This window comes from Peribacillus sp. NPDC056705 (genome assembly GCF_043656335.1).
Genome location: NZ_JBHTYI010000004.1, coordinates 331926 through 357477, shown reverse-complemented (window position 1 = coordinate 357477; position 25552 = coordinate 331926). Strand labels below are relative to the sequence as shown.

The window sequence follows — 25552 nt, the reverse complement described above, 5'->3', positions numbered from 1 at the left end:
CTTTCCCATATATTATTATTTTAATACGGCATCATGGTACCTGGTTATTCCAGTATGGGCAATTTCAACAGGAAAAAGACCGAATGGCGTGAACATTGTTTCATGCACGGCATTCGGTCTTTTTCTTCATTTAAAAATATCCATACTTAAATATCGTTCACCATTATCCGGTGCAATGCATAATACTCGTTTGCCACTTCCAAGGCGACGGGCTTCTTGCAGGGCAGTCCAGACAGAAGCACCTCCTGAAGGTCCAATCAATATACCTTCCTTCGAAGCCAAATCCTTCATGGTGGAAATCGCATCTTCATCTGCCGCTTGAACGATTTCATCAAATACCTCTGTATTTAAAATGTTGGGGATAAAACCAGGACTCGTACCCACTAATTTATGAGGACCAGGCTTTCCGCCGGAAAGAACTGGGGAACCCTTAGGCTCGACAACGACAACCTTTAACTCCGGCAGATGTTCTTTTAAGGCTTCACCTGTACCGGTTATCGTCCCTCCCGTTCCAGCAGTAGCGACAAACACATCCAGGTTTCCATCCATCTGATCCAGAATCTCGACTGCTGTCGTCACTCTGTGAATATCAGGATTGGCTTGGTTTTCGAATTGCTGCGGAATAAAACTATTCGGAATCTCTGCGGCAAGTTCCTCAGCTTTACGAATGGCTCCAGGCATCCGCTCTGATGCTGGGGTTAGGACAACTTCCGCTCCGTATGCCTTTAAGATATTGATTCTTTCTTTCGACATATTATCCGGCATGACCATAATGGCCCGATACCCCTTTGCAGCGGCATTCATTGCAAGCCCAATTCCTGTATTTCCTGATGTTGGTTCTATGATCGTGGCCCCGGATTGAATGATACCATCCAATTCAGCCTGCCTAATCAAGTTGAAGGCAGCCCGATCTTTTACGCTGCGGCTCGGATTGAAATATTCAAGTTTCACAAATACTTCAGCGTCACCCTCCGCTGTTAAATGATTAATCCTTACAACAGGTGTATCTCCTATCAATTCAGTGATATTATTAACGATTTTTACCGTCATTCAAAAAATCCCCCTTCGATCCATACACTTCCTACCTTTTACTCAGGTTTATTATATCATTTATGATTTTTCATTTTAAGGAGAGAATTCCTCTCGTATAAATAGGTTTTGTTTTCATTGTTTCCAAAGGTAAAGGAAGAAACCATGAAATTAGTTCGATTTAGTTATTTACCATCATTTTTCTAGATATTCAGCTACTTATCAATATTCCCTGTCTTATTACATTCCCTTACATAACAATAGTCAAAGTTGACAGATAATGATAAAATTTTTATAACAGTACCTATCTTTAGATAAAAGACAGCATCATTATTGATAAGGGAGTTTTTGAAAATGAGCAGAATATACAAATTGACCGTTTTTGAACCGTCAGGGGAAAAACTATTGGATGAACCATTTACAGCAGAAAACGATGAACAAGCAAAAGAATTGGGACAAAATCTATTAAAGGAAAAAAACTATCAAGATCGAACACATCGCTGTACATCACCTTCAGGCGCTTTATTGCTTTTTCATCGCTGATTGGAAATGGAAGCGCAATCACTGAAAAATATGATCAAGTTTTCCACACAATCCTTATAAAAAAAAGGCGATCACATATCATGGCCGCCACCCAGACTGTAGATCAACTCAATGAAACTCAAGTTTGCCTACGTTTTTTTTATAGCTTATACCATTTTCTGTTCCAGGCACTCGCTCCAATCAACTTTATTATAAACTTTAGATAGAAACCATACTCGAGGAGTTGAAGGTTTTACTTTGGCTCAGTTGATTCAGGAACATCGTTGATGAATCCCTTTTGTCTACAAACAGAGGCCGTCACTAGAAAGTGACGGCCTTTCCCATTCATTTTCCGATGAAGTTCGGTTTTCTTTTTTCCACGAAAGCCTTTATTCCCTCTTGGTGGTCCGCCGTTTGGCGCATTTTCATCTGAGCAGCTTTTTCAATCTCAAGGATCTTGATTAATAGTGGGCGATTTTTTTCACTAAGGATTTTTTTCGTTTTAACCATGGCCTGAACCGGGCTTTGCAGCCAGGATTGCACTTTCTTCTCTACCGCATGTTCCAAGGTTCCTTCTGCCACTTCATGAATGATGCCCTTTTCTTTTGCTTCAAGAGCTGTAAGCACTTTACCTTCCCAGATCAATTCTTTCGCACCCACTTCACCAAGACGGCGTTCAAGGAAAAAGTGTCCGCCGCCATCAGGGATTAATCCAATTCCGATAAAATTCATCGCAACCTTACTGCCCGAATCGGCAATAAGGTGATCGGTTGCAAGCGCTATACTCAACCCAAGTCCTGCAGCTGCACCATGAATGGCACTGATAGTCAATTTAGGCATGAAGTATAGAGTGGTCACCAATTCACTGATTCCATCCATCAGTTCATCGAAAGCGTTTTCTTTTCCAGGCGAGAGCATCATCTTAATGTCACCACCTGCGGAAAATGCTTTGCCATTCCCTTTTATAATGACGACGTCCACTTCTTCATTCTCACTTACTTCCTTAAGGGCATTTATGAAATCATACAGCATTTTCGGATTTAAGGCATTCATGGCCTCTGGACGGTTCATTGCAACAGTAGCCGTCCTGTCCGAATATGTTATTAAAACAGTACCAGCAGGTGATGTCGATTCAATATTCAATTTATTTCCTCCTCTTTCGTTCTATTACTCTATTATATATTTTTCTACCATTAACGGAATAGGCAGAAAAGTCATAATTAAACAAATATAGTATTATTTATTGATATATTTATCCTGAAGCTGATCACGCAATGCCCTTTTCAAGAACTTCCCAACACCCGTTTTAGGGATTTCATCCAAAAAGACCACTTCATCGGGCAGCCACCATTTTGCAAACTGCGGCATTAAAAATTCAATGATGTTCTCCTGGGACACTTGCCCCTTGTATGCGTCCTTCAAAACAACACAGGCAATCGGCCGTTCCTGCCATTTTTCGTGAGGCACTGCAATCACCGCCGCCTCAAAGATTGCATCATGGGCCATTAATGCATTCTCTATATCTACGGAAGAAATCCACTCACCGCCGCTTTTTATCAAGTCCTTGGTCCGGTCGACGATTTTCACGAATCCTTCTTCATCAATCGTGACAACATCCCCCGTATACAGCCAGCCATCTTTAAACGTATCCTCTGACCGCTCATCCTTAAAATACTCATTCGCTATCCAAGGGCCCCTGATCAGCAATTCGCCCATTTCTTTTCCATCAGGTTTCACTTCGCCACCCTGACCGATCACTTTAATTTCTATCATTGGTGAAACAAGGCCCTGCTTGGCCTTCAACTCATAAAGTTCTTCTTCAGGGAGATCTTCCTGATAGCTTTTTGGTTTGGATACAAATACGAGCGGGCTTGTTTCAGTCATTCCATAAGCATGCAGGAATGGTATCCCATACTTTTGTTCAAAGGTTTTAATCATGCTTTTCGGAGCAGCCGACCCTCCGCATAAAACAGCACGAATGCTGCTCGTATCATGGCTGCCTTCTTCTAGCTCCTTCAATAAGCCCAGCCATATCGTCGGAACCCCTGCTGCGATTGTAACCTTCTCTGTTTCTATAAGCTCAGCCAAAATCTTTGGGGTGAAATAAGGTCCCGGCAAAACCATCTTTGTTCCAAACCAAACACTGGCAAAAGGCATGCCCCATGCATTCACATGAAACATGGGCACGACAGGAAGTGCCACATCACGTTCGCTTAATGCTGTAGAATCGGCAAGCCCCAGTGCAATCGCATGCAACAAAATTCCGCGATGTGAATAAACTACACCTTTTGGATTCCCGGTCGTGGCGGAAGTATAACATATTCCGGCAGGTGCATTTTCATCCAAGGTTTGAATGAATGGCTGTTTCGGATTCCCTTCTGCTAATAATTTTTCATAATGATAAATAGGTGAAAGGGTCGTTTCAGGCAGCTCATCTTTATCCGTCATTATGATATAACCTTCCACTGAGGTTAACTCATCTTTAATTGCTTCCAAAAGGGGGATGACATCCGGGTCTATCAATAATAATCGATCCTCCGCACTATTGACGATATAAGATACATGTTGAGGAGACAGACGCATATTGATTGTATGTAGGACAGCACCATGACAAGGAATCGCAAAATAAGCTTCTAAATGCCGATGATGGTTCCAGGCAAGTGTTCCAATACGGTCACCCGTTTGAATACCGAATTTTTCAAGACTACTGGTCAGCCTTCTTGTACGCTCAGTAATCTCAGCGTAAGTAAATGTGTGAATTCCACCATCCGTACGCGAAACTACCTCTTTCTTCGGAAAATATTTTTCAGCTCTCTCAATGATTTGAGTCATGATCAATGGAGTATCCATCATTACAATCTCCCCCTTATATTAAAAGCATGCTCATTATATATTCGACCAGAACAAAAATAATCCTTTTTCCCTAGGTGCCGTTTACGATTATTTTGAATCCGGCTTTATCTAGATGAAATTTTTAAATCAGTTTGACGATTTCGTGAAAGGGAGCGGATTTCCGAAAACAACTGGAATGTATTTTTTAAACAGAACTTCCTTCGAATTGAAAGGCTCTAACCCGTTTATACCGGAATCATTTATTAGGGGCGGTCAGAGAAGTTAGTTTTAACCCATCCAAATTTAGCGTGCAGTTCGATGATATAATTTTATGTTTCTTTCTAGAAAAAAGAGGAAATAGTAAAGATACAATTCTATTTAGAGGGAGCTCATTTATGGTGAACAAAATAAACGAAGAACTGGAAGCTTATTGTGCGAGTGAATATTCAAAGCTATCACAGGTGATCGTCTGTGAACCACGTTATATGGAAATCCGCGAGATCATTAACGAAACTCAAAAAGAGTTTCAAGAAGAAAATATCGATCAGGCACTTGCCATGAAGCAGCACGCCCAATTTATTAAGGCTCTTGAACATGAAGGGATTGAGGTCATAAAACTCCCGCCACAATTTACATATCCAGAACAAGTATTCACGAGGGATATCGGTTTTACTCTTGGCAATACCGTATACGTTGCTGAATTGGCAACAGGTATAAGGCAGGGTGAAGAACAAATATTGAAATCCTGGCTCGAAACGAATGGTATCTCATATTTCAATCTCCTCAAAAATTATATTGAGGGCGGGGATGTCATTATTGACGGAAAGACCATCTATATTGGAATCAGTGAAAGAACGGATGAAACATCCGTCAAGCATCTTCAAACCCTATTACCGGAATACGATGTCATCGCGGTTCCTTTCATTGAAACATTCCTTCATTTAGATTGTGTTTTCAATATCATATCACCGACTGAAGCGCTTATTTTTCCAGAGTCCTTTACAAAAAAAGAGATGGATTTATTAGCTTCACGTTATGACATGATAGAAGTGACTAAAGAAGAACAATTCACATTAGGAACCAACGTGCTTTCTATTGGCAATAAAAGGTTATTCAGTCTACCTTGTAATAAACAGGTAAATAGTCAGCTTCGTGAACGCGGATACGAAGTCATTGAAATCGATATAAGCGAAATCATCAAGTCCGGTGGCTCTTTCCGTTGTTGCACAATGCCACTATTGAGGACAACGAATAAGAAGACTTATTCAGCCTGAGCAGAATGAAAGAACCCGGACTTGTATGGAAACCGGGTTCTTTCGCCTTTTTTAAACAAGGTGTTATCAAAGAGATGAAGGGTTCAGTTCTTTTTTTAATGCCTCGATTCCATCCATTACAGTTTTTAAATTTTCAACATCATTCAGGCTGTTTCTTGCATGCAGCAAAACCGGCCTAACTGATTCCACTGAACGCCCAAACTGGTACATCCATTCATATCGAGGAACCATCCAAGTATGAAAATGGTGGGTAGTATCCTCATTGTAAAAATAATAAACATTTTCTATCCCTAATACTTCCCTTTGAGCTTTTCTAATCTTGGTTAATAAGTTTATGTAATCGGCCTTTTCTGGTTCATTTAATTCATCAAAGCACTTAATATGGCGTTTAGATGCTAATATCACTAAACCTTCAATGGGGTATGCAACGTCTTGGTGAGCATGAAAATATTCAGATTCGACTATTACTCCACCCTCTGCTTCTACTTCCCCACTTGTCAAAGCACAGCTTAAACATTCAACTTCCACCATTTTTCCATTAGATAAAGTAATTTTCCTCATAAGCCCCTCCAAAAGATTACCCCATAAATAACTGCCCACTCGGTCACATGTGAATTCTAAATGCAATGAAAAAATGCTTGTCTGGAGGTTTTTAGAAAGTGCAGGTCTTGCCTATCCCCCCTTTTCATTAATGCAGAAGTCTTAATATAGTTTCAGAATCCTGTCTATTTAACTGTGCATACTGGCTATGTTCATCCTTGGTCAATTCTACAATATTTTCATCAGTATTAATCCAAACATAATATACAGCCATTTTACCTTCGCTTTTTTCATCATTAAAATAAAAGATGAAGTCCGCCTTAGGATGATCCTTCTCCAATGCGAATTCTTCCCAATCAGCATTCTTTATTATTTCTTTTGTTTTTTCTGTTTTCGCCACTTCTACCTTTTGTTTATATGCTTCGAATTTGTAGTTTTTACCTTCATATTTTTGGACGGAAATACGTTCTTGCTTTGTTGTACAACCTGAAGCTACCGTTATTGATAATAGACTAAGTGCAACAAGCAGCTGTTTCCTTTTCATCATATGTCATCTCCTCACACCCTTATGGATTAATTATCCAATATATTTCATTATACTAGTCCACATAAAAGAGTAATAGGAATATTTGTCAATTAATTAACAGCAAAAAAACTCCAACTTTTGGCTTAAGAATTCATGAACCCAGTATCCCTTGGGCATATGTCTGGCACTCGACCAAAGCAAACAGAGCTACTCGCTTCAATGCATTCATTCCGATTATTAACTGACAATTAAAACCCTAAAAAAAATTAAGAATCGATATTCCTTTCCTTCGTGAAAAGACTTATCTAAAATTTGATAATATTGAATTATCCTTGCTATAATTTCATGAGATAGCATTTAGAAAACAAGATTGAAAGGGGAATGTAAAATGAATTATATAAAAAATCAGCTAACGGTCATGCGCAGCAATCTTTTAAAAGAAATCGAGGGAATCAATCCAGAGTTTATGGATGTACAGCCTGAAGGTTTTAATAATACAATCCATTGGCATCTTGGACATGTCCTTACTGCAGCCGAAAATTTTTTATTGAAATCCAACAGTGAATTGCCAGCGAATTACAGCCAACTATTCGGATATGGTTCAAAACCAGCGAACTGGAGCGGGGACGTACCTACCGTTGAATTATTAAAGCAACAGCTGCATGAGCAACTTGATCGACTTCTTGAAATTCCGGAAGAACGATTAACAGAAAAAACAGCACAGCCTTTCAACGGAATGGAAACAGTGGGGGAATTTATTAATTTTGTAGTGCTCCACGAAACCAACCATATTGGGCAAATTCATGCAATGAAACTCTTTATACAATCCAATAACTGATTAAGCCATAACTGTCACTCTGTTTTCCTGAAAAAATGAGTGGCAGTTTTTTTAATTCACCAGCAAAATATGCATTTTTAACACTACTGGCTTCAGACATGTAAGTGTGGGTGCGTTTACACATAAGTTTGGAGCAAACACTCGTGAGTTTCGAGCTTTTACTCGTGAATATGAGCGTTACTCGTGAATTCAGCGTTAATCGTGAGTTTCGAGCTTTTACTCGTGAGTTTTGAGCGTTACTCGTGAATTTCGAGCAAATACTCGTGAATTCAGAGCTTTTACTCGTGAATTTCAAGCAAATACTCGTGAATATGAGCGTTACTCGTGAATTTCGAGCTTTTACTCGTGAGTTTCGAGCTTTTACTCGTGAATTCAGAGCTTTTACTCGTGAATATGCTCAAAAGGAGCCCCCGCTCTATAAGCGAGGGCTTTCTTCTGTTCATTCTCTTTTAGTAACGCGAAGTAAACGCCATTTCAAGTCATCTGGTCCTGATTATACATATAATCACTGTAGGCTTTTTCCGCTGCGGCTTCCGAAGTGAACAATGCATCATCATCCTCAATCGTATGAAATGTATCGTTCAGGAACAAGGCAACTGCATTGGGGTCTTTGGGATGCGGAACAATTTCCGCTGCCCTTATATTCGAAACGGTGGGAACATGGGGATTATTATAAATCACAAATACCTCATCACCGACTTGCACTTCTTTTGCATTGATTACACCCATTGAATTCTTCCTTTCCATTACTGATTTTCCTTTAGTTTATGGAAAGAAGCTTATAATTATTTATGAAATGCAACAGGCCTCGCAAGCTGCATTATCTGAATGAGGCCCCTTCTACATGAAGGAGCCCCGCCATTCACTTAAGCATATTCATCTTTTGTAAAAATTCGATTGGATGCTGTTTCCGGAAAAATTCCCTCAGCATATAGGCAACACCATCTTGATCATTGGAGCGCGTCACCCATTTTGCCACTTTCCTTACTTCCTCATCCGCATTGCCCATGGCAACTCCCAGACCAGAACCGGCAATCATCTCCATATCATCCAATCCATCGCCAATCGAGACGATTTCCGTTCTTCTCACCTCTAAATGGTCGGCTAAATACAATACACCACTCCATTTAGAAACCCCCTTCGGAACGATTGTCATTTTATGTCCTGGATATAATATTACATCGACTTCAGGGAACATTTTCTTCATCAATTTCAACATATCATTTTGATCACTTTTCTCTGAGAATATTACGTCCATCTTAGTCGGGGCCATCGGTTGGTCAATAAGCTCCTCACTGATATCGTCCACATAATTTTGAGCATAAATATTTTGATCATTCAAATACATAACCGATTTACCTAGCAAATTGTCCGGAAGGTTCACCCGATTGCCCAGCGAGTATTTTTCATGAATGAGCAATATTTGGCATGTGGTCTTTTCCAGCATTTGCACGAGCTCTACAGCCAGTTCTTCCGATATTCTTTTTACCATTATCGGCTTTTCTACGGAAGCTCCGACAAAGGCTCCTTGCTGAGCAACCATCATCGGATTTATTTTTAGGGCTTTGGCCACTTTTTTTGCTGAGTGATAGTTTCTTGACGTCACAAGTGCAACATGGACACCTTTTTGGTGAACATAATCTATTGCTTCTTTAGTCGATTTATTTAAACGGCCATTCGACTGGAGCAATGTCCCGTCAATATTGACCGCAAGTAGTCGATATACCATGCTGATCTCCCCCATCTGTAGTATCCTCTTTCAAATTTATGACTAAAATTTCGGGAATAGAACATATAGTGGTTCACGACCCTTGCACCGATGCATCCAGGGAACAAAAAAACCCCCAACCATTATAGAAGGGAGTCTCCAACTGCTTATTGCTGTTGTTCAGGCAAGCCATATAAATCTTCAAGCGGCTTCATGATAATTTTATTGAGGTCTGCAATGACCATGCTCATCCGTTGTTCAGCTTCCATCAATTGTGAAATGGTTGGGTTTTGTTGGACAAGCTGTACCGTCTTTTGTGCCTGCTCAACTTCTTCCGGTGCAATCTCCTGTCCCATCATTTGCTTTTGCTGCAATGTTATTTGCAGATTACGGAAGTTTTCAAACATTCCTTTTGTTGCTTCATCAGAATTGACAAGATCATATAAGCGTTGCAAATCGGCATATTCATTACTTGCCCTAATCGCCTTTTCCATTTCATACGCTGCATCATATACGTTATTCATTTATTTCCCCTCCCGGTAATCATTGTATTCATACACCTTTTCCACTATAACAAATCCGATTAAGAATTACACGTCATCCTATTAAAACAGTTACGAAACCTTGAAATAAACTGATGATTCCACCCCATTTCCTTAAGTCGGGACACCGAAAATGAAGAAACCTGTTCTTCCACAATACTCTCGATATGCAGTTTCTGGAATAGCGGCTGAAAATGAGTAATAAGTACTTGGCACCTTTTTCGACAATGGTTTCCGGGAAATTGGCGTCAATTCTCGAACCAGCTTTCTTCATTCTCAATTGATCAAGCAATTGTGCAGTACTTTTTTCCGTGAACAATGCTTTCTTTACTTCTGCCTTCACGAAAATTTTCATATTCTGTATAGAGGCATCATTAACAATTTGCCTAACTCTTCCTGCCGCTTTGGAATCACCCCGGGTGTCAACGGCAGCTGTTTCCCGCAAGAATAGATTGGTTTATAAGGAACAGCATTCTGATAGCTAATAAATTAGTGAAGCACCTATTACAGTACCTAAAAAGACCATAAATAGAATCTTCACCCAAAACTACCCTTGAAATTTCTCCTTTTATTGCTTGAAATAAAGGCTTGATGACACCTTCTAATAAAAAAAACATAGAATGTGTTATCCACATTTGCCCATCATTTACTTATTAAAGGTTATCAAACTTAGTGCAAACGGGGAATTATTATGAAACTTAACCATCAGAAAGTTTTCATTACGGTAAATTCCGCAGAGACTAGAAAGAAGGCGCTACTGTTTATCGAAGAAAAACTATTTGAGGAATGGGGCCTTCAATTTGGAGAATCCTTAACGATCATGGCTGGATGCCGTTCCGTCCCGGTACTTGTCCAGCCATTCCCGTCATCCCAGCCTACATTGAAACTTTCATATGATATGAACCAAATTTTATCCTTACCCGTTTTTTCCGATCCAATCTCCGTCTCATACCATGCGGAAGGAAGGTCAATAAAAATAGGTCCATTCTTCGCTTCACTCATGAATCAGACCCCGTTGCAAGACGGGACATTCGGCGAGATGGAAAAATTTTATCAGGAAATGAAATCATATTGTAATCAGCAGGGCATCCCCTTTTATTTAGTGAAACTGCAGTCTCTTCAAGATGGAGTTGTGGAAGGCTACCTGCCTGGGCAAAATGGCTGGCAGACCTTTCCCCTCCCCATACCTGATGTATTTTATAACCGGATACATTCACGTAAACTTGAGGAATCGCATTCTTTCAAGCTGTTTAAAACTGAACTGGAGGAACGGTCGATACCGATGTTCAATGGAAGGTTCCTCTCCAAACATCATGTACATGAGCTGCTAATCTTAGAAGATGAGCTGTTGCCAAATTTGCCAGAGACGATCCTTTTTAACGAAAAGGAAACTTTCTTGTCTTTTATAGAAAGGCATCCGGTAATCTACTTTAAACCTTCAGCAGGCAGCCAAGGCAAGAATATTTGCAGATTAACGCAAGTAGCTGGAAAATGGAAAATCGAGCAATCCGGACATCTCCAGAATGTACATTTTGCTGATACGGATGAAAAGTTGTATGAAACGTTAAAAAGATTTTCCAGAAGACGATCCTTCATTCTTCAAAAAGGGATTTCCCTTTTCGAAATCGATCAGAGAAAAGTTGATTTCCGCATACTTCTTCATCGGAACGATCAGCTTGAATGGAAAGTTTCATCAATGGTTGCCCGGATTGGGGACCCTGGTACAATCGTTTCCAATCTTGCACAAGGCGGATTGATGAAAAATGGGCCGGACTTTCTAAAGGAAGCATTTGGCCTTCAGGATGCCAGCCGCATATATCAAAAGCTCCTACGGCTGGCTAAAAATACTGCCCAGGCCTTGGTCGAAAACCATGACGATTCATTCGGTGAGCTAGGGATCGATTTAGCACTGGATACTGATACACATCCATGGATCATCGAAGTGAATTCAAAACCTTCGAAAAAATTTCAAGGCAGCTATGAAACCTTTCGTCCATCAGTAAAATCCATCATAGATTTCATGCTTGCCCTTAATCGCGAAAACCATCCATAAAAAGGAGTTGCTAGCTCGTGTTAATAGGATTAATGGCCGCGTCGGATACACATGAAAACAACTACTTCAACGAAATAGCCAAAACCGCTAAATCATTTAATATGAAAGTTTGTAAATTCTCACCTGAAAATATTGATATGGATCTTAAAAAAGTGCGTGGCGAGCGTTTTGATGCCGAGAATGAAAATTGGATCGCCACATCTTTTGATTTACCTGATTTTGTATATGATCGCTGTTTTCACGGATTAGTCCGTGAGTCAACGGAAACCCGACACAAAATCAATTGGTTAAAAGATAACTCGAATTTCTTAGGGCTGGGCCTTCCTGGTAAGTGGGAAGTGTATCAAATCCTAAAAAACCATCCACACCTGCAGGCATTTTTTCCAGAGACCGTACAAGTGGCGACACCTGAAGATATTACCGGGCATTTGGAACGCCTGGATAAAATCATCATCAAGCCTGAATTTGGTGCAGGCGGTACAGGAATTTATCTCCTAACAAAAACCGAAGGCGGCATTTTGGTATCCATGACGAAAAAGGGCACCAAATATGACCGCCCATTCTCCTCCAAATCACAGCTTAACAAATGGCTGCAGCATTTATTAAATCGATACCGTTACCTTTGCCAGCCATATTTAGAACTTTGCAACCAAAATAATGAGCCATTCGATTTACGGATTTTCCTTCAAAAAAACGAGAAGAATCAATGGTTGGAACGGGGCCGCGGAATTCGTACGGGACAAAAAGACGGAATTACTTCAAATCTTGCCACAGGCGGGGAAGCCATTTCATTAGAGACTTTCAACAAAAGAAACCCGGAAACGATTTCGATTGCTGTCGAACAAAAGATTCAGCATATCCTTCGCACCCTGCCCGTAGAAACCGAAGCTGTCTTTGAAAGATTATTCGAATTGGGGATTGATTTAGGCATCGATAAAAGAGGCCAATTATGGATCATGGACATCAACTCCAAGCCCGGAAGGAAAATCATTCAGGCACTACAGCCGGAGACCATGAAGGATATCCATCGCGCACCGTTTCAATATAGCCAGTATTTAGCCGAACATCTTCAGAAAGCAGGTGAATAGAAGTGAGAAAGACTTATCCTGCCGAAATTGCCTCTATCCCTGGCAATGTTCTCTACTATCCTTCAGAGCTTGGAGATTTGGCAGAGATTGAATTAATTTATTTCGGACGGCATTCATGTCCTGCCATCGTCAAACAAAACCCAGCCGTCAATCAGTCAATCGTCCTATCGGAAAGCCTTGCGGAATCCCTACTATTCGATCATACCGATATTCCCCTTCATTTATTCATTTACGGCAAGAGCATCCATATCGGACCGCTTGTCGGAATATTTTCCTCAGGGTTCACTGGCGTTTCAAACAAACCATTAGGGGAGAGATCGGAATTTTTCGCAAAACTCCTTTCGCTTAGCAGGACCACGGGCTGTATCCCCTTTGTTTTTGGAGAGAATGTAATCAATTGGGATGAGGAGACAATCAAAGGCTATGTGTTTGCTAACGATCATTGGCACATAAATGAATTTCCTTTCCCTAATGTCATCTATGACCGACTCCCAAATCGGTTGACGGAAAACCGCGATGGACCTAAAGAAGTGAAGCGGAAATTCCAAAAAAAATATACAATACCATGGTATAATCCTGGATTTTTCAATAAATGGGATGTAAATGAAAGGCTATGCGCAGATGAGCGGGCATTGCCTTATTTGCCGGAAACATATCCATTTCAATCCATGTCCGTGGTGGAAACCCTTCTTTCCCATTACCGGCAAGTTTATATAAAGCCCATTCACGGCAGCCTCGGTCTAGGGATTCACCAAATTCTTTATGATAAGCATGAGGATGTTTACTATTGTCGCTATACAAATGAAGCAAAAGAAAATAAACTGCAAAAATTCCCTACATTGGAATCCATCGTTAAACATATTTTTCACGACCGACCGCTTGAGAACCTTATTGTACAGCAGGGCATCCCATTAATTCGATTTGAAAAACGTCCAGTGGATTTCCGGGTCCATACGAACAAGGACAGTAATGGAAAATGGCAGGTAACCGCGATTGCCGCAAAAATCGCCGGTGCCGGCAGCGTCACTACCCATATTAAAAGCGGGGGTGTCATCAAAACGGTTGCCGAACTGTTTGGAGATGACGATGAGGCGAAAGAAGTCGAACGAAAGCTATCGGAAGCCGCGCTGATTTTAAGTGACAGTATTGAAAAGAACTTGGACGGCATCATTGCAGAAATAGGATTTGATTTTGGATTGGATAAAAAAGGGCAGGTTTGGATGTTTGAAGCCAATTCCAAACCTGGACGTTCCATATTCGCCCATCCAAAACTCAAGGATTTCGAATTGCTGACCAGAAAGCTAAGCCTTGATTATGCCATTTATCTTACGGAACAGACGATTACGAAATCAATCAGTGTACCGCGATGAACATTTTTTACGATAGCCCCACTGAAAATTGGTACCACAATCATGAGAATGCTGAACTTTTCGCGGGCTCTGCCAAAGAGGAAATCAGCTATAAAAAGGACCATTCGAATCAACCCCTGATTCCAATCACGATATATCCCGGTAACCGGATGCTCACCGTCGGAATTTTAACTGTTTCCAATCCCAAAAAGGAATCAGGTTTGGGTGGAAACCTGACCCTTTTTCGGGACCTATCATTATATTTATTAAAACATGGAATATTGGCGTATGTATTCACAGGAAATGCCCTTCATCCCGATTCGTTGAGAGGGTATGTTTTTTCCTCCATTTCAAAGAAGTGGATCGAATGTAAAGTACCCTTCCCTGACATCGTCTATAACCGTATCCCTTCGAGGAGCTATGAGGCGTCAGAGGAATTCCAACATCTTATTACACACTTTAAAGATTCCCGAATGAATCTATTCAACCCCTGTTTTATAGATAAATATGTAATGTTCGAAGCATTAAATGAAGATGGATTCCTCACAAAACACCTTCCGCCCACAACGGTCTTACGAAACAGCGATTGCCTTTATTCATTCCTGGAGACCTACAGGCATATATACCTTAAACCCTGCAAAGGAAGCCAAGGGAAGGGCATTTATACCATAATCAAAAATGATGATGATACACTATTGTTCAATAGCTTGAAGCATAGTGAGTCCTTCCCGGATTTCGCATCATTCTGGGAAACAAAAAAAAGGGATTTATTAAAAAGGAGCTATCTTGCTCAACAGGCGATCAGACCAAAAAAACTTTTTGGACACCGTTATGATTACCGGATTCTCGTCCATTATGAAAAAGGTTTTTATAAAGTGACCGGCAAAGCGGTAAGGATGTCACAAACTCAGGAAATCACCACCCACACTCCCCGAGGGGGTAAGCTTTTTCCTTATCAAGACCTGCAATCAAGAAGCCTGAATCAAAAATTAGCGAATATCGCCCAAAAATGCGGAGAGATTCTATCGAAAAAAATCGGGTTTCTCGGAGAGTTTTCCATTGATATAGGGGAAGACGAATCGGGTTCGCTCTTCATATATGAAGTGAACTCAAAGCCCATGCAATTCGATGAAGTGGAAATTGAAACAAACAGGCTTTTGCATTTAAAAAATCTTTTCATTGAATTAACTTTTCCCAACCTGACAATAAAATAACACCTCCAGCTACCGTTTTCCATTATAATTAAATGAGAAACTGTATATATGGAGGTAATACATATGATCACTCATTTTCAATGGGCACCATTGCATAAAAATCTGCCGGGATGGAAAATTTCCTTTTATTTCAACAAGAAGGCAGTCCAAGCCTTGTATCATAAAGATGGATCCATCGAGTGGACAGCTAACCCGCCTTCCGAAACAGATGAAACCAAACTCAAAAGCATGGTACATGATTTAATGATCTTCCATGTATATGAATGAACCCTCATTACATTCATGAAATCCTTAAACAGAATAAAAAAAACTCCTTTGCCTAAACTAAAGAAAAGGCTAGGAGGGATTAATTTTGGATAAAGAAAAAATGACATTTTTGAAGGATACCGAATATGATGGCAAGGACTCCGTTTACCTGGATATCGACCGTATCATCAATGAAGGAATGGCAGGCGGAAATGTGTATGAAGTCGCTAACCTTCAGAACATCGAAGAAGCACATGATTTTTATGATGAAACAGATCCCAATGAAAATAAATAATTTATGTGGGCCCTCTTATGGAGGGCTCCCCTTTTTTACTTATCCCGTTCATCTCCCGCTTGGACTGCATTCCCCCTATAAAAAGTCCGTCTTTTATAAGTAATCAAGTAAAACAACATCCTGGATGGAAGTTGTTTGAGTGACAAATAGAAAACATTAGCCTGAAATAGCATTCAAATAGTTCCATTCTCCCTCGCACTTAAAATATTTTCGTTTAATATCGATGTAATGATATGCTCTGAATCCCATTCATGCCCAGAAATCTCGATAAGGGGATAGCGATTCGGTAAAACGGCCTGCTGGATTTCATGAACGGTCAGCCCTTGAGAATGCAAGCGTAAAATTTCACCTTGTAGGTTTTCCAAATAATCGAGCTTTTTCCGAAACATGACCTTCCCATCAGGGACATGCCCAGCATGGCAGCAAAACACTTCCCCGAAGTCATATTGAAGTAATCTTTTAATGGAACCGATGATGACCGGGACAGACTCTTCCCGTAAGACAAGTTTTGTTTTTGGTGTTACGAAAAGGTCTCCTGAAAAGAGCATGCCATTACTGTGATTCAAATACACCATATGGTCCTTTGCATGACCAGGGGTAAAAATCGGCTCCCATGTTTGGGTGCGGGAATGAATGGCCTTCCCTACCGGCTCAGCTTTAAAGGCGTCTCTCTTTCCCCAGAAAATTTTACGATATTCAGGATATACGGCATCCTTTGCACAAACCTCAACCGACATCGGGTGAATGAAAAGCGGGACCTTTTTATTTTCCTGTATCCATGCAGCACACCCGGTATGGTCTTCATGATAGTGAGTCAAGGCCACTGAGTCGAAGTCTGCGGACTCATAGAATGGAATGAGCTCTTCCAATAATATCTGTGCGCCAGTATCTATCAATAGACCATCCGTTAAAAAGACATAAACACTCATCCCCGATTTGTTCCCGCCAGGAGTCCCGTTCACACAAACCACATCATTTATCGTGTTAATCTCTAACATTCAGTTGCCTCCCCATCATTACACAAATATAGTTTCGTCTTCCTTTTTTTAACTTTAACTATAACAAATGTATTACCACTTTACCCTTTTGACAAGGAAATTTTGGAATAATTAACCTGGACAATAAATGCTGGATTATAGCAAGATAGCCCTTTTTAACGGACCTTTCTAAACTTTAATAACAAAAAATCACCCCGAAAATTACAGAAACGATTGACATTGTTGAATTTTACAAATAATATAGATTATATTGAAAAACTTGAAATATTCTAAAATAATAATTTACTTATCAAGAGTGACGGAGGGATCAGGCCCTGTGATGTCCGGCAACCGCCCTTAGGGAACGGTGCCACTTCCTGCAGAATGATTGCATTCTGAAAGATAAGACGAGATATAATTTCGCTGCCTCTTTCTGAATGATAGGGGCAGTTTTTTAATGTTTAAGGGGGAAAGCTTATGATTGAAATCCGTTCAGTCCGAAAGGAATACGTCTCGAAGAAAAACCGAGTTACCGGAGTGGATAACGTGTCTTTAACCATTCAAACTGGCGAAGTGTATGGAATTGTCGGCTACAGTGGAGCCGGAAAAAGCTCATTACTCCGCTGCTTGAATTTGCTTGAACGTCCGACAGGTGGAAATATCATCATCGACGGCATTGATTTAACCTCTTTATCAAGTAAAGAGCTTCGTAAACAACGGCAAAAAATCGGAATGATATTCCAACACTTTTCACTGGTCAGTTCAAAAACTGTTTATGAAAATGTCGCTTTCGCCTTAAAGGCCGCGCATCGATCGAAGGATGCCATCAGGTTACGTGTATTGGAATTGTTGGAAATCGTAGGGCTCAGCGATAAGAAAGATGTCTATCCGGCGCAGCTTAGCGGTGGACAGAAGCAACGGGTAGGCATAGCCCGTGCCTTAGCAAATGACCCCACTGTTCTATTATGTGATGAAGCGACTTCAGCACTTGATCCAACAACTACAAAAGCGATTTTACAATTATTGAAAAAGATAAGCAGTAAGCTTGGCATCACCATCGTGTTGATTACACATGAAATGGAAGTGGTCAAAGAACTATGCCACCGTGTCGCCGTCATGCAGGATGGCCGTGTAATTGAAGAAGGTCCCGTTTATGAAATATTTTCACAGCCTAAGCAGGAGTTAACGAAGCAATTCATTAGCAGTGTTCTGGATTTCGCACTCCCTCCGCACTTGATTGAAGAAAGTAAAGGTACGATCATTAAAATTCAATTCGAAGGGCAAACCGCTGGTGAGTCGATCCTTTCGGATGCTCTCCAATCCCATTCAGTAAAGGGGAATATTTTACACGGTAAAATTGAGTATATCCAGGATGTCCCTTTAGGCATTTTAATCATCGAGTTAATAGGCGATGCCGCTCAAGTTCATTCGGCATTGCAATATATAAAAAATCGTTCCAGTTCTGTGGAGGTGCTAAAACATGTCACTGCTTGATTCCATCGTCAATATTTTACCTGATCTTAATAAAGCCTTTCTTGAAACGATTTATATGGTCGGTGTTTCCCTTGCAGTAGCCCTGTTGATCGGTCTACCGCTTGGAGTATTGCTGTTTACGACAACAAGGAATTTATTTTTTGAAAATAGTATCGTGAATCGATCTCTAGGATTCGCAGTCAATATTGTCCGTTCAATCCCTTTCATCATTCTCTTGGTCGCCCTTCTTCCTTTAACGGATCTTCTAACTGGATCGACGATAGGCCCGAGAGCTGCTTCTGTATCCCTGTCGGTGTCCGCAATACCTTTTTTTGCAAGAATCGTTGAAACGGCATTACGTGAAATAGACAGAGGCGTGATTGAAGCTGCAATTGCCGTAGGAGCCACTCCATGGATGATCATTAAGGATGTACTTCTTCCAGAGGCAAAACCGGGTATCATTCAAGGACTGACATTAACGACCATTTCGCTTATCGGTTACTCAGCGATGGCAGGGACAATCGGCGGGGGCGGAATTGGCGACCTGGCCATCCGGTACGGTTATTACCGTTATGACAACACAGTCATGATCACGACGATCGTCGTGCTGATCTGCCTTGTGCAAATCATTCAAATGGTTGGTGACAAGGCCTCATACATAGTTAACAAACGATAGGGATCAGTCATTTTTTCAATGATTCAATACATTTCATTAAACAGGAGGAATTTCAAATGAAGAAAATAGCTTCGTTATTATCAGTCTGTGCACTTGCCCTTGGGTTGGCAGCATGCGGGAGTGATGATGCATCCCCAAAAACTGAAGACAAAAAAGAATTGAAGATCGGGGCGACTACCGGGCCCTATGCCGATATGGTTAAAGAGGCCATCAAACCAGGTCTGGAAGATCTCGGTTACAATGTAGAGATCGTCGAATTCACCGACTATATCCAGCCGAATAAGTCCCTTGGCAACCATTCGATCGATGCCAACCTTTTCCAGCATAAGGTGTACATGGATAACTTCGCTAAAGAAAATGATTTAAAGCTTTCCGACCTTATCATAGTTCCAACAGCACCAATGGGCATATATTCGAACAAGTATAAATCATTGAAAGAAATTAAAGACGGTACATCCCTTGCAGTGCCCAATGATCCGGTTAACCTTGCACGTGCACTTAAAGTGCTGGTGGATGAAGGGTTGATTGAAGTTGATCCAGATGTCGACCCTTTAAAAATATCTGAAAAGGATGTAACGAAAAATCCAAAAAACATCCAACTCAAACCATTGGAATCCGCTCAATTGCCTCGGGCAACAGACAGTGTTGACCTATCAGCGGTCCCTGGCAACTTCGCTCTTGCAGCGAAAATGGACCTCCAGGATGCCCTTGTTTTAGAAAAAATGCCGGATATGTATCGAAACGTTGTTACAGTGAATACAAAAGATGTAGATTCCCAATTTGCAAAGGATATTAAATCAGTAGTGGAATCCGACCAGTTCGAAAAAGTCATCGATGACAAATTTGCCGGATTCGGAAAACCAGACTGGATGAATTGATTGATCAAATAATCGAGGCCTGCTTCCCCTTATTGGGAGCAGGCCTTTCATTAAGGACAACGTGGCTTCCGCCATGAAAAACCTTGAAATCCTCACGAACCATGCAAGCAGATCCATGTACTAAAAAACGATGGGGTTTTTACCCCATCGTTTTTTTAATTCCTTCACATTGTTTGTTTAAATCATCCTTTTCACCAAGCACACTTAATGTGCCTTCAGTACTTCAATAAAATAAAAGAAGGTTTTAGCCTATTGTCTGTTTCCATAATCCAAGGAGATCACTTTCATGTTGTCTGTGGATACCCGCTTTTCTAACAACAGATTCCTGACGGCCCTTTTCCCAATTCCATATTTCTTCAAGGGTTTCTGATAGGGGACGGAATGTTAGTCCATTATTAATGGCTTTATTGTTATCGACAGCCAAAAACCCATTCAGAGGTTCCTTAGCTCCCGGAAAAGGGAATTCTTCTGGTATCCATAAAGGCATCTCTCCCCACGGCTCCACTTTATTGTCATCCAAAAACTTTTCAGATACCCATGTAAAGTCAGCATTACTTCCTGTTACCTGTTTGCAGCCTTCAAGTAATTGCCCCATAGTTAGTGTGTAATCCGGTCCAACGGCATTATATGTACCTGCCATACCTTTTTCTATCATTTGGATGATCCATTGAGCCAAGTCCCTTGCATCGATGACTTGGATTGGACGTCCAGGGCGTCCAGGAGACAAAATTTCTCCCCCTTCCGCTATTCTTTTAAGCCAGTACACAAATCGGTCAGTGTAATCATATGGACCTACTATTTGCCCCGCACGAATGGACAAAACTTTCCCCGGCAGTTCTTTTTCAGCTGCTTTTTCGCTTAATGATTTTAACGGTCCATAATATTCACCGTATATCGGTCCAGCCGTTCCGCGGGTGATCTCTTCCGCTTTATCATCATTTAGTGTATGAACCTCTCCATTTTCATCAACTCCTGGCTCGGTTGGATCACTATAAACTGAGATGCTTGAAATATATGTATAATGTTTAACTTGATGAAGCAATCTGCAAGATTTAGATACAGTTCGAGGGATAGATCCTGATGTGTCAATGACTGCATCCCACTGTCTCCCTTTCAACATTTCCAGATCCCCGTCGCGGTCCCCTTTTAACTGTTCTATTTCGGGAAAGACATAAGGATCGCTTCCACGATTAAAAAGTGTGACTTCATGCCCTTTCTCTATCGCGGCTCTTGCTAAATACCTGCCTAAAAACCGTGTACCGCCCAATAATAATATCTTCATAAGATTCCCTCCTCTTTTTAACGATATTCCATAAAGCATACGCAATACCCTTTCCTAATAAACTTGCAACTTTTCTTTGATTATCCCTTCCCGGAAAAATTAGCAATATCCTATTCTTTTGAACTTTATTCTTTTTCGCTATAATGATAGGGAAAGGGAGAAAGAAGGTGGAAATGATGCTTGAAAATCTTAAACAAAAATTCCCGAGCGCCCTTACCAATAAAATGGATACTGATGAAATTTCTGACTATGTTTGGTTCGAAGACTCAAGAAGTTTACTTGGCATTCCCCGTTCAGATATCACAGACGAAGAAATCCGTTTATTGGAACTGCTTTTTGCTCCTTCCATAAACCCAAATAACCTCAATGTACATCCAGACTCATCATGGAAAACTTTTTTATCCGAACCGAATGCACCATTGCCTTTAACGAGCTGGGAGAATGTTCGATTTCTTCATTTCAAGCTGACTCATGCTGATTTTTCCAACTCCGATTTTGAAGAAGCCTTCCTAGCTTTCGTTCCATCTGACGCGGCTATTGTCTGGGAAAATGAAACGGCAGGAGTCTTAATTGAAACGGACGAAGAAGAACCTTTATCAACTAAACAACTAATCGCCATTTCTTCCACGCTTGAAAGTGACTTTTATGTAAAGACCCGTATGTTTACCGGGCGCTTTCACCCTATAAACCAAGACCTTCATCAGCACTGGACTCAGGAGAAAAAGTGTTTTGATTTGGCACAGATGCATCTGCCGGACCTAAAGGTGGCTGATTTGGCAGACATCATCCCTCACTCATTAATAAAGGATCCATCCGTTAAGGATGCAAAGTGGTATATCAATGAGATTCTTGGCAAGACCAAGCAGGATACAGAACTGATCAAAACGATTAAAACGTATATCGAATGTAATTCAAATGCCACCTATGCCTCCAAACAGCTTTATATACATCGGAACAGCTTACAATACCGAATCGATAAATTCTCTGAAAGAACTGGTCTCGACATTAGAAACTTCCGTCATGCCCTTACTGCATACTTGATACTTTTACTGAATGATTAATTTTCAATGCAAACAGGTAATATCACCCTTTTTTGTGCAATGTGCCCATACTTTTTTCAAATCCGATAGCTTAGACTATAGTTAATTGGTACAAGTAATCAGAAGTTTAAAAGGGGGATTTTTCATGGCAGAGCTAGTGTTGGATCATATATTCAAGATTTATGATAAAAAGGTGACGGCTGTTAAAGACTTCAACCTTCGTGTTGCCGATAAGGAATTCATAGTTTTTGTGGGACCTTCAGGTTGCGGCAAATCGACGACATTAAGGATGATTGCCGGACTTGAAGACATTTCCCAAGGGGATTTATATATAGACGGCAAGCGAGTCAATGATGTCCCCCCTAAAGATCGTGATATTGCGATGGTTTTCCAGAACTATGCCTTATATCCTCATATGTCCGTATATGATAATATGGCATTCGGATTAAAACTCAGGAAAACGCCAAAAGCGGAAATCAAGCAAAGAGTCAATGAAGCGGCAAGGATTCTTGGACTTGAAGAGCTGCTAAACAGGAAACCTAAAGCCCTTTCAGGTGGTCAGCGCCAGCGTGTCGCACTTGGCCGGGCCATTGTAAGGGACGCAAAAGTTTTCTTGATGGATGAGCCATTATCCAATCTCGACGCAAAGCTACGGGTTCAAATGCGTGCGGAAATCGCTAAACTACATAAACGGCTCGACACCACAACGATATATGTCACGCATGACCAAACAGAGGCAATGACGATGGCGACACGTCTTGTTGTAATGAAGGATGGTATCATCCAACAGGTCGGTGCACCAAAGGACGTTTATGAGAAACCGATAAACGTTTTCGTCGGCGGCTTTATCGGATCGCCTGCCATGAACTTCTTTACTGGAACCTTAAAAGAAGGCACTATTAAAATAGGCGAACAAACACTTGAATTACCTGAATTGAAGATGAAAATGCTGCGTGATCAAGGATATGTCGGAAAAGATATAATTCTTGGCATCCGTCCGGAGGATTTCCATAATGAAGGTGCTTACTTCACGAAGTCCCCTAACACTGCATTCACAACCCAGATTGATGTAGCCGAACTGATGGGCGCGGAGATCATGCTCTACTCCACATTAGAGGGGCAGCACTTCGTCGCACGCGTCGATGCCAAGAATATCATCCAGGCTGGCGAAAACATCGAACTTGCCCTCGATATGAATAAAGCACACTTTTTTGACAAAGGGACTGAACATCGCATTTTAGTGGAAGAAGATGAACAGATGCAGGAAAGCATGAAGTTATCTGCCAATTAAAAGCAAAAAGACCCATTCATTATGGGTCTTTTTACGTTTATTCAAATAAAAAGGATAGATTCATTCCTGGACCAACACCACTTCATCATGTCCGCATTCAGAGCATTTCATGAGATGCGGGCATTGGCCTTTTTGAAGGGATTTAGGGTATCCGTCGTTTTCTTTAAGTATGTCGATATCCATATAAGCACTGTAATCATCAGCATAGTCCATGAATTTCCCTTTATCATCAAGATCACTGCCGCATTTCGGGCAATTCACATGAATTTTTCTTAGACCGTTGCAAAGCGGGCATAAAGACATTGTTTTTCCTCCTGTTCACGATACCTATGATCTCAGTATTTGTTCATTCCATTATTTTAACCCATGGAAACACCCTCCCTAATACCAAGGGAGGGTACTTCCATTCAATTATTTATTAACCATGTTAGCAGGATCGACCCATGCTTTGAATTCATCTTCTGTCAGGAACTCCAATTTCAACGCAGCTTCTTTCAATGTTGAGTTGTCCTTGAATGCAGTTTTGGCGATTTTGGCTGCTTTTTCATAACCGATATGCGGGTTCAATGCTGTTACCAACATAAGGGAACGTTCTACATTTTCTTTGATTTTATCCTCATTTGCAGTGATGCCCACCGCACAATTATCGTTGAATGAATGAATGCCTTCCGTCAATAATTTTACCGTTTGCAGGAAGTTATAGATGATGACAGGCTTGAATACATTCAATTCAAAATTACCTTGGCTTGCTGCAAAGCCAATTGTAGCATCGTTACCCACGATTTGAGTTGCAATCATGGTAAGCGCTTCACTTTGTGTTGGATTGACTTTACCTGGCATGATGGAGCTGCCTGGCTCGTTTTCCGGAATGGCTATTTCGCCGATTCCGCTTCTTGGACCACTTGCCAGCCATCTGACATCGTTCGCAATTTTCATTAAATCCGCTGCCAATGCTTTTAAAGCGCCGTGTGCGTAGACGATTTCGTTATGGCTTGTCAATGCATGGAACTTATTATCAGATGTGACAAAAGGATATCCAGTATCAGCTGCAATTTGTTTGGCGGAAAGTCCCGGGAATTCTTTTTTTGTATTGATTCCGGTTCCTACAGCCGTTCCTCCTAGTGCAAGGTTCAATAATTTTTGGCTGCTTTCCTCAATCATCGCTAGATTTTTGTCGAGCATCGCTTTCCAGCCGGAAATCTCTTGTCCCAATGTTAATGGTGTAGCATCTTGAAGATGTGTCCGGCCAATTTTCACGACATCCCAAAATTCTTTTTCTTTTGTATCGAATGTATCACGAAGAGCTTTAATGGCAGGAACCAATTTTTCAGCGACTTCCATAAAGGCAGCAATATGCATGGCTGTCGGGAAAGTATCATTGGAGCTCTGTGCCTTGTTAACATCATCATTCGGATGAAGGGTTTCCGATTCACCGTTTTCTTTTAACCATTCATTTCCTTTGTTAGCGACCACTTCATTCACGTTCATATTACTTTGCGTACCGCTTCCCGTTTGCCAAACTACAAGCGGGAAATGCTCATCTAGCGTTCCTTCGAGGATTTCGCCGCAAATCTTGACGATGGCATTCTTTTTAACTTCCGAAAGATCACCAAGATCATAGTTCACCTTTGCCGCAGCTTGTTTAACGTATGCAAATGCACGAACTAATTCAATCGGCATTTTTTCGTTACCGATTTTGAAATTGTTACGGCTTCTCTCGGTTTGTGCTCCCCAATATTTATCAGCAGGAACTTTCACTTCACCCATCGTATCTCGTTCGATTCTGTATTCCATGTGTTCTCCTCCTATGTTTGCACTATTCATTGAGACCAATTTGCATATGAAATGAATAATGTCGTATTATTCTTTCTCTCCATAC

General features: G+C 40.9%; 27 protein-coding genes and 1 riboswitch. Of the genes, 14 read left to right on the top strand and 13 right to left on the bottom strand.

Annotated elements, in window-relative coordinates:
• Nucleotides 1–126: 126 nt before the first annotated feature.
• Nucleotides 127–1050 carry a cysteine synthase A gene (cysK, locus tag ACFRAK_RS08405; protein WP_089364653.1) on the bottom strand — a complete coding sequence of 308 codons (924 nt, stop codon included), beginning with the start codon at nucleotides 1048–1050 and terminating at the stop codon, nucleotides 127–129.
• Between the two features lie 333 nt (nucleotides 1051–1383).
• Between cysK and ACFRAK_RS08400 the strand changes: the two genes are divergently transcribed.
• A complete protein-coding gene (locus ACFRAK_RS08400) occupies nucleotides 1384–1572 on the top strand; it encodes a YhzD family protein (protein WP_192203628.1) in 189 nt (62 codons plus the stop codon).
• A 324-nt stretch (nucleotides 1573–1896) separates the two neighbouring features.
• Here ACFRAK_RS08400 and ACFRAK_RS08395 read toward each other — a convergent pair whose 3' ends face one another.
• A complete protein-coding gene (locus ACFRAK_RS08395) occupies nucleotides 1897–2694 on the bottom strand; it encodes an enoyl-CoA hydratase (protein WP_387705888.1) in 798 nt (265 codons plus the stop codon).
• Between the two features lie 93 nt (nucleotides 2695–2787).
• Complete coding sequence (locus tag ACFRAK_RS08390; RefSeq protein ID WP_387596456.1) at nucleotides 2788–4404, bottom strand: long-chain fatty acid--CoA ligase; 1617 nt, start codon at nucleotides 4402–4404, stop codon at nucleotides 2788–2790.
• Nucleotides 4405–4778: 374 nt separating this feature from the next.
• On the opposite strand from ACFRAK_RS08390, the gene ACFRAK_RS08385 reads away from it, so the two are divergent.
• Nucleotides 4779–5657, top strand: a complete 879-nt coding sequence (locus ACFRAK_RS08385; protein ID WP_394571582.1) for a dimethylarginine dimethylaminohydrolase family protein — start codon at nucleotides 4779–4781, stop codon at nucleotides 5655–5657.
• A 66-nt stretch (nucleotides 5658–5723) separates the two neighbouring features.
• Here ACFRAK_RS08385 and ACFRAK_RS08380 read toward each other — a convergent pair whose 3' ends face one another.
• Nucleotides 5724–6218, bottom strand: coding sequence for an HIT family protein (locus ACFRAK_RS08380; RefSeq protein WP_387596462.1), 495 nt, complete (start codon nucleotides 6216–6218; stop codon nucleotides 5724–5726).
• A 127-nt stretch (nucleotides 6219–6345) separates the two neighbouring features.
• Nucleotides 6346–6744, bottom strand: coding sequence for a hypothetical protein (locus ACFRAK_RS08375; RefSeq protein WP_387596465.1), 399 nt, complete (start codon nucleotides 6742–6744; stop codon nucleotides 6346–6348).
• A 367-nt stretch (nucleotides 6745–7111) separates the two neighbouring features.
• Between ACFRAK_RS08375 and ACFRAK_RS08370 the strand changes: the two genes are divergently transcribed.
• A complete protein-coding gene (locus tag ACFRAK_RS08370) occupies nucleotides 7112–7561 on the top strand; it encodes a DinB family protein (RefSeq protein WP_260284543.1) in 450 nt (149 codons plus the stop codon).
• A gap of 474 nt (nucleotides 7562–8035) precedes the next feature.
• Here the strand turns inward: ACFRAK_RS08370 and ACFRAK_RS08365 are convergent, their stop codons facing one another.
• The 4 genes from ACFRAK_RS08365 to ACFRAK_RS08350 form a co-directional block, all read right to left on the bottom strand.
• Complete coding sequence (locus tag ACFRAK_RS08365; RefSeq protein ID WP_228467335.1) at nucleotides 8036–8308, bottom strand: transcriptional regulator SplA domain-containing protein; 273 nt, start codon at nucleotides 8306–8308, stop codon at nucleotides 8036–8038.
• Between the two features lie 115 nt (nucleotides 8309–8423).
• Nucleotides 8424–9290, bottom strand: coding sequence for a Cof-type HAD-IIB family hydrolase (locus ACFRAK_RS08360; RefSeq protein WP_387596469.1), 867 nt, complete (start codon nucleotides 9288–9290; stop codon nucleotides 8424–8426).
• A 146-nt stretch (nucleotides 9291–9436) separates the two neighbouring features.
• Nucleotides 9437–9793, bottom strand: a complete 357-nt coding sequence (locus tag ACFRAK_RS08355) for a YlbF/YmcA family competence regulator (RefSeq protein WP_192203620.1) — start codon at nucleotides 9791–9793, stop codon at nucleotides 9437–9439.
• Between the two features lie 73 nt (nucleotides 9794–9866).
• Nucleotides 9867–10154: a hypothetical protein gene (locus tag ACFRAK_RS08350; RefSeq protein WP_394571581.1), complete on the bottom strand. Its 288-nt coding sequence runs from the start codon at nucleotides 10152–10154 to the stop codon at nucleotides 9867–9869.
• A 348-nt stretch (nucleotides 10155–10502) separates the two neighbouring features.
• Between ACFRAK_RS08350 and ACFRAK_RS08345 the strand changes: the two genes are divergently transcribed.
• The 6 genes from ACFRAK_RS08345 to ACFRAK_RS08320 all read left to right on the top strand — a co-directional run bounded on the left by ACFRAK_RS08345 (nucleotide 10503) and on the right by ACFRAK_RS08320 (nucleotide 16056).
• A complete protein-coding gene (locus tag ACFRAK_RS08345; protein ID WP_387596472.1) occupies nucleotides 10503–11864 on the top strand; it encodes a YheC/YheD family endospore coat-associated protein in 1362 nt (453 codons plus the stop codon).
• 17 nt (nucleotides 11865–11881) lie between these two features.
• On the top strand, nucleotides 11882–12952 hold the full coding sequence (locus ACFRAK_RS08340) for a YheC/YheD family endospore coat-associated protein (RefSeq protein WP_394571579.1): 1071 nt from the start codon (nucleotides 11882–11884) through the stop codon (nucleotides 12950–12952).
• Between the two features lie 2 nt (nucleotides 12953–12954).
• Nucleotides 12955–14322: a YheC/YheD family endospore coat-associated protein gene (locus ACFRAK_RS08335; protein ID WP_387596477.1), complete on the top strand. Its 1368-nt coding sequence runs from the start codon at nucleotides 12955–12957 to the stop codon at nucleotides 14320–14322.
• On the top strand, nucleotides 14319–15515 hold the full coding sequence (locus ACFRAK_RS08330; RefSeq protein WP_387596480.1) for a YheC/YheD family endospore coat-associated protein: 1197 nt from the start codon (nucleotides 14319–14321) through the stop codon (nucleotides 15513–15515). Before ACFRAK_RS08335 ends, ACFRAK_RS08330 begins: the two co-directional genes overlap by 4 nt.
• A 63-nt stretch (nucleotides 15516–15578) precedes the next feature.
• The gene (locus tag ACFRAK_RS08325) at nucleotides 15579–15782 is read left to right on the top strand and encodes a YheE family protein (RefSeq protein WP_387596483.1); all 204 of its coding nucleotides are present in this window, start codon (nucleotides 15579–15581) and stop codon (nucleotides 15780–15782) included.
• A gap of 85 nt (nucleotides 15783–15867) precedes the next feature.
• The gene (locus tag ACFRAK_RS08320; protein WP_076367325.1) at nucleotides 15868–16056 is read left to right on the top strand and encodes a hypothetical protein; all 189 of its coding nucleotides are present in this window, start codon (nucleotides 15868–15870) and stop codon (nucleotides 16054–16056) included.
• A gap of 173 nt (nucleotides 16057–16229) precedes the next feature.
• On the opposite strand, the gene ACFRAK_RS08315 is transcribed toward ACFRAK_RS08320, so the two are convergent.
• Complete coding sequence (locus ACFRAK_RS08315; protein ID WP_387596487.1) at nucleotides 16230–17054, bottom strand: MBL fold metallo-hydrolase; 825 nt, start codon at nucleotides 17052–17054, stop codon at nucleotides 16230–16232.
• Between the two features lie 283 nt (nucleotides 17055–17337).
• Nucleotides 17338–17442, top strand: a riboswitch (SAM riboswitch).
• A gap of 68 nt (nucleotides 17443–17510) precedes the next feature.
• Between ACFRAK_RS08315 and ACFRAK_RS08310 the strand changes: the two genes are divergently transcribed.
• From ACFRAK_RS08310 to ACFRAK_RS08300, 3 genes are read left to right on the top strand one after another with little or no spacing between them, the layout of a single operon-like run.
• Complete coding sequence (locus ACFRAK_RS08310) at nucleotides 17511–18527, top strand: methionine ABC transporter ATP-binding protein (protein WP_387596491.1); 1017 nt, start codon at nucleotides 17511–17513, stop codon at nucleotides 18525–18527.
• Entirely contained in the window at nucleotides 18514–19182 is a 669-nt protein-coding gene (locus ACFRAK_RS08305; RefSeq protein ID WP_098372520.1) for a methionine ABC transporter permease, read from the top strand. Before ACFRAK_RS08310 ends, ACFRAK_RS08305 begins: the two co-directional genes overlap by 14 nt.
• Before the next feature lie 56 nt (nucleotides 19183–19238).
• On the top strand, nucleotides 19239–20060 hold the full coding sequence (locus tag ACFRAK_RS08300) for a MetQ/NlpA family ABC transporter substrate-binding protein (RefSeq protein WP_387596494.1): 822 nt from the start codon (nucleotides 19239–19241) through the stop codon (nucleotides 20058–20060).
• 244 nt (nucleotides 20061–20304) lie between these two features.
• Here ACFRAK_RS08300 and ACFRAK_RS08295 read toward each other — a convergent pair whose 3' ends face one another.
• Nucleotides 20305–21342, bottom strand: a complete 1038-nt coding sequence (locus tag ACFRAK_RS08295; protein ID WP_387706683.1) for an NAD-dependent epimerase/dehydratase family protein — start codon at nucleotides 21340–21342, stop codon at nucleotides 20305–20307.
• A 173-nt stretch (nucleotides 21343–21515) separates the two neighbouring features.
• On the opposite strand from ACFRAK_RS08295, the gene ACFRAK_RS08290 reads away from it, so the two are divergent.
• Both ACFRAK_RS08290 and ACFRAK_RS08285 read left to right on the top strand, forming a co-directional pair.
• Entirely contained in the window at nucleotides 21516–22403 is an 888-nt protein-coding gene (locus tag ACFRAK_RS08290; protein ID WP_387597161.1) for a PucR family transcriptional regulator, read from the top strand.
• 124 nt (nucleotides 22404–22527) lie between these two features.
• Nucleotides 22528–23673 (top strand): ABC transporter ATP-binding protein, encoded by a 1146-nt coding sequence (locus ACFRAK_RS08285; RefSeq protein ID WP_387706679.1) that lies wholly within the window; start codon nucleotides 22528–22530, stop codon nucleotides 23671–23673.
• Between the two features lie 60 nt (nucleotides 23674–23733).
• Here the strand turns inward: ACFRAK_RS08285 and ACFRAK_RS08280 are convergent, their stop codons facing one another.
• Both ACFRAK_RS08280 and fumC read right to left on the bottom strand, forming a co-directional pair.
• Nucleotides 23734–23976, bottom strand: a complete 243-nt coding sequence (locus ACFRAK_RS08280) for a hypothetical protein (RefSeq protein ID WP_387596500.1) — start codon at nucleotides 23974–23976, stop codon at nucleotides 23734–23736.
• A gap of 108 nt (nucleotides 23977–24084) precedes the next feature.
• Nucleotides 24085–25467, bottom strand: coding sequence for a class II fumarate hydratase (gene fumC / locus ACFRAK_RS08275; RefSeq protein WP_387706677.1), 1383 nt, complete (start codon nucleotides 25465–25467; stop codon nucleotides 24085–24087).
• Nucleotides 25468–25552 lie beyond the last annotated feature (85 nt).

Excerpts from the sequence above, each read along its gene's own strand:
- cysK (WP_089364653.1), bottom strand. The coding sequence starts at position 1,050 with ATGACGGTAAAAATCGTTAATAATATCACTGAATTGATAGGAGATACA.
- ACFRAK_RS08400 (WP_192203628.1), top strand. The coding sequence starts at position 1,384 with ATGAGCAGAATATACAAATTGACCGTTTTTGAACCGTCAGGGGAAAAA.
- ACFRAK_RS08390 (WP_387596456.1), bottom strand. The coding sequence starts at position 4,404 with ATGATGGATACTCCATTGATCATGACTCAAATCATTGAGAGAGCTGAA.
- ACFRAK_RS08385 (WP_394571582.1), top strand. The coding sequence starts at position 4,779 with ATGGTGAACAAAATAAACGAAGAACTGGAAGCTTATTGTGCGAGTGAA.
- ACFRAK_RS08380 (WP_387596462.1), bottom strand. The coding sequence starts at position 6,218 with ATGAGGAAAATTACTTTATCTAATGGAAAAATGGTGGAAGTTGAATGT.
- ACFRAK_RS08375 (WP_387596465.1), bottom strand. The coding sequence starts at position 6,744 with ATGATGAAAAGGAAACAGCTGCTTGTTGCACTTAGTCTATTATCAATA.
- ACFRAK_RS08370 (WP_260284543.1), top strand. The coding sequence starts at position 7,112 with ATGAATTATATAAAAAATCAGCTAACGGTCATGCGCAGCAATCTTTTA.
- ACFRAK_RS08365 (WP_228467335.1), bottom strand. The coding sequence starts at position 8,308 with ATGGAAAGGAAGAATTCAATGGGTGTAATCAATGCAAAAGAAGTGCAA.
- ACFRAK_RS08360 (WP_387596469.1), bottom strand. The coding sequence starts at position 9,290 with ATGGTATATCGACTACTTGCGGTCAATATTGACGGGACATTGCTCCAG.
- ACFRAK_RS08355 (WP_192203620.1), bottom strand. The coding sequence starts at position 9,793 with ATGAATAACGTATATGATGCAGCGTATGAAATGGAAAAGGCGATTAGG.
- ACFRAK_RS08345 (WP_387596472.1), top strand. The coding sequence starts at position 10,503 with ATGAAACTTAACCATCAGAAAGTTTTCATTACGGTAAATTCCGCAGAG.
- ACFRAK_RS08330 (WP_387596480.1), top strand. The coding sequence starts at position 14,319 with ATGAACATTTTTTACGATAGCCCCACTGAAAATTGGTACCACAATCAT.
- ACFRAK_RS08325 (WP_387596483.1), top strand. The coding sequence starts at position 15,579 with ATGATCACTCATTTTCAATGGGCACCATTGCATAAAAATCTGCCGGGA.
- ACFRAK_RS08315 (WP_387596487.1), bottom strand. The coding sequence starts at position 17,054 with ATGTTAGAGATTAACACGATAAATGATGTGGTTTGTGTGAACGGGACT.
- ACFRAK_RS08310 (WP_387596491.1), top strand. The coding sequence starts at position 17,511 with ATGATTGAAATCCGTTCAGTCCGAAAGGAATACGTCTCGAAGAAAAAC.
- ACFRAK_RS08305 (WP_098372520.1), top strand. The coding sequence starts at position 18,514 with ATGTCACTGCTTGATTCCATCGTCAATATTTTACCTGATCTTAATAAA.
- ACFRAK_RS08300 (WP_387596494.1), top strand. The coding sequence starts at position 19,239 with ATGAAGAAAATAGCTTCGTTATTATCAGTCTGTGCACTTGCCCTTGGG.
- ACFRAK_RS08295 (WP_387706683.1), bottom strand. The coding sequence starts at position 21,342 with ATGAAGATATTATTATTGGGCGGTACACGGTTTTTAGGCAGGTATTTA.
- ACFRAK_RS08290 (WP_387597161.1), top strand. The coding sequence starts at position 21,516 with ATGATGCTTGAAAATCTTAAACAAAAATTCCCGAGCGCCCTTACCAAT.
- ACFRAK_RS08285 (WP_387706679.1), top strand. The coding sequence starts at position 22,528 with ATGGCAGAGCTAGTGTTGGATCATATATTCAAGATTTATGATAAAAAG.
- ACFRAK_RS08280 (WP_387596500.1), bottom strand. The coding sequence starts at position 23,976 with ATGTCTTTATGCCCGCTTTGCAACGGTCTAAGAAAAATTCATGTGAAT.
- fumC (WP_387706677.1), bottom strand. The coding sequence starts at position 25,467 with ATGGAATACAGAATCGAACGAGATACGATGGGTGAAGTGAAAGTTCCT.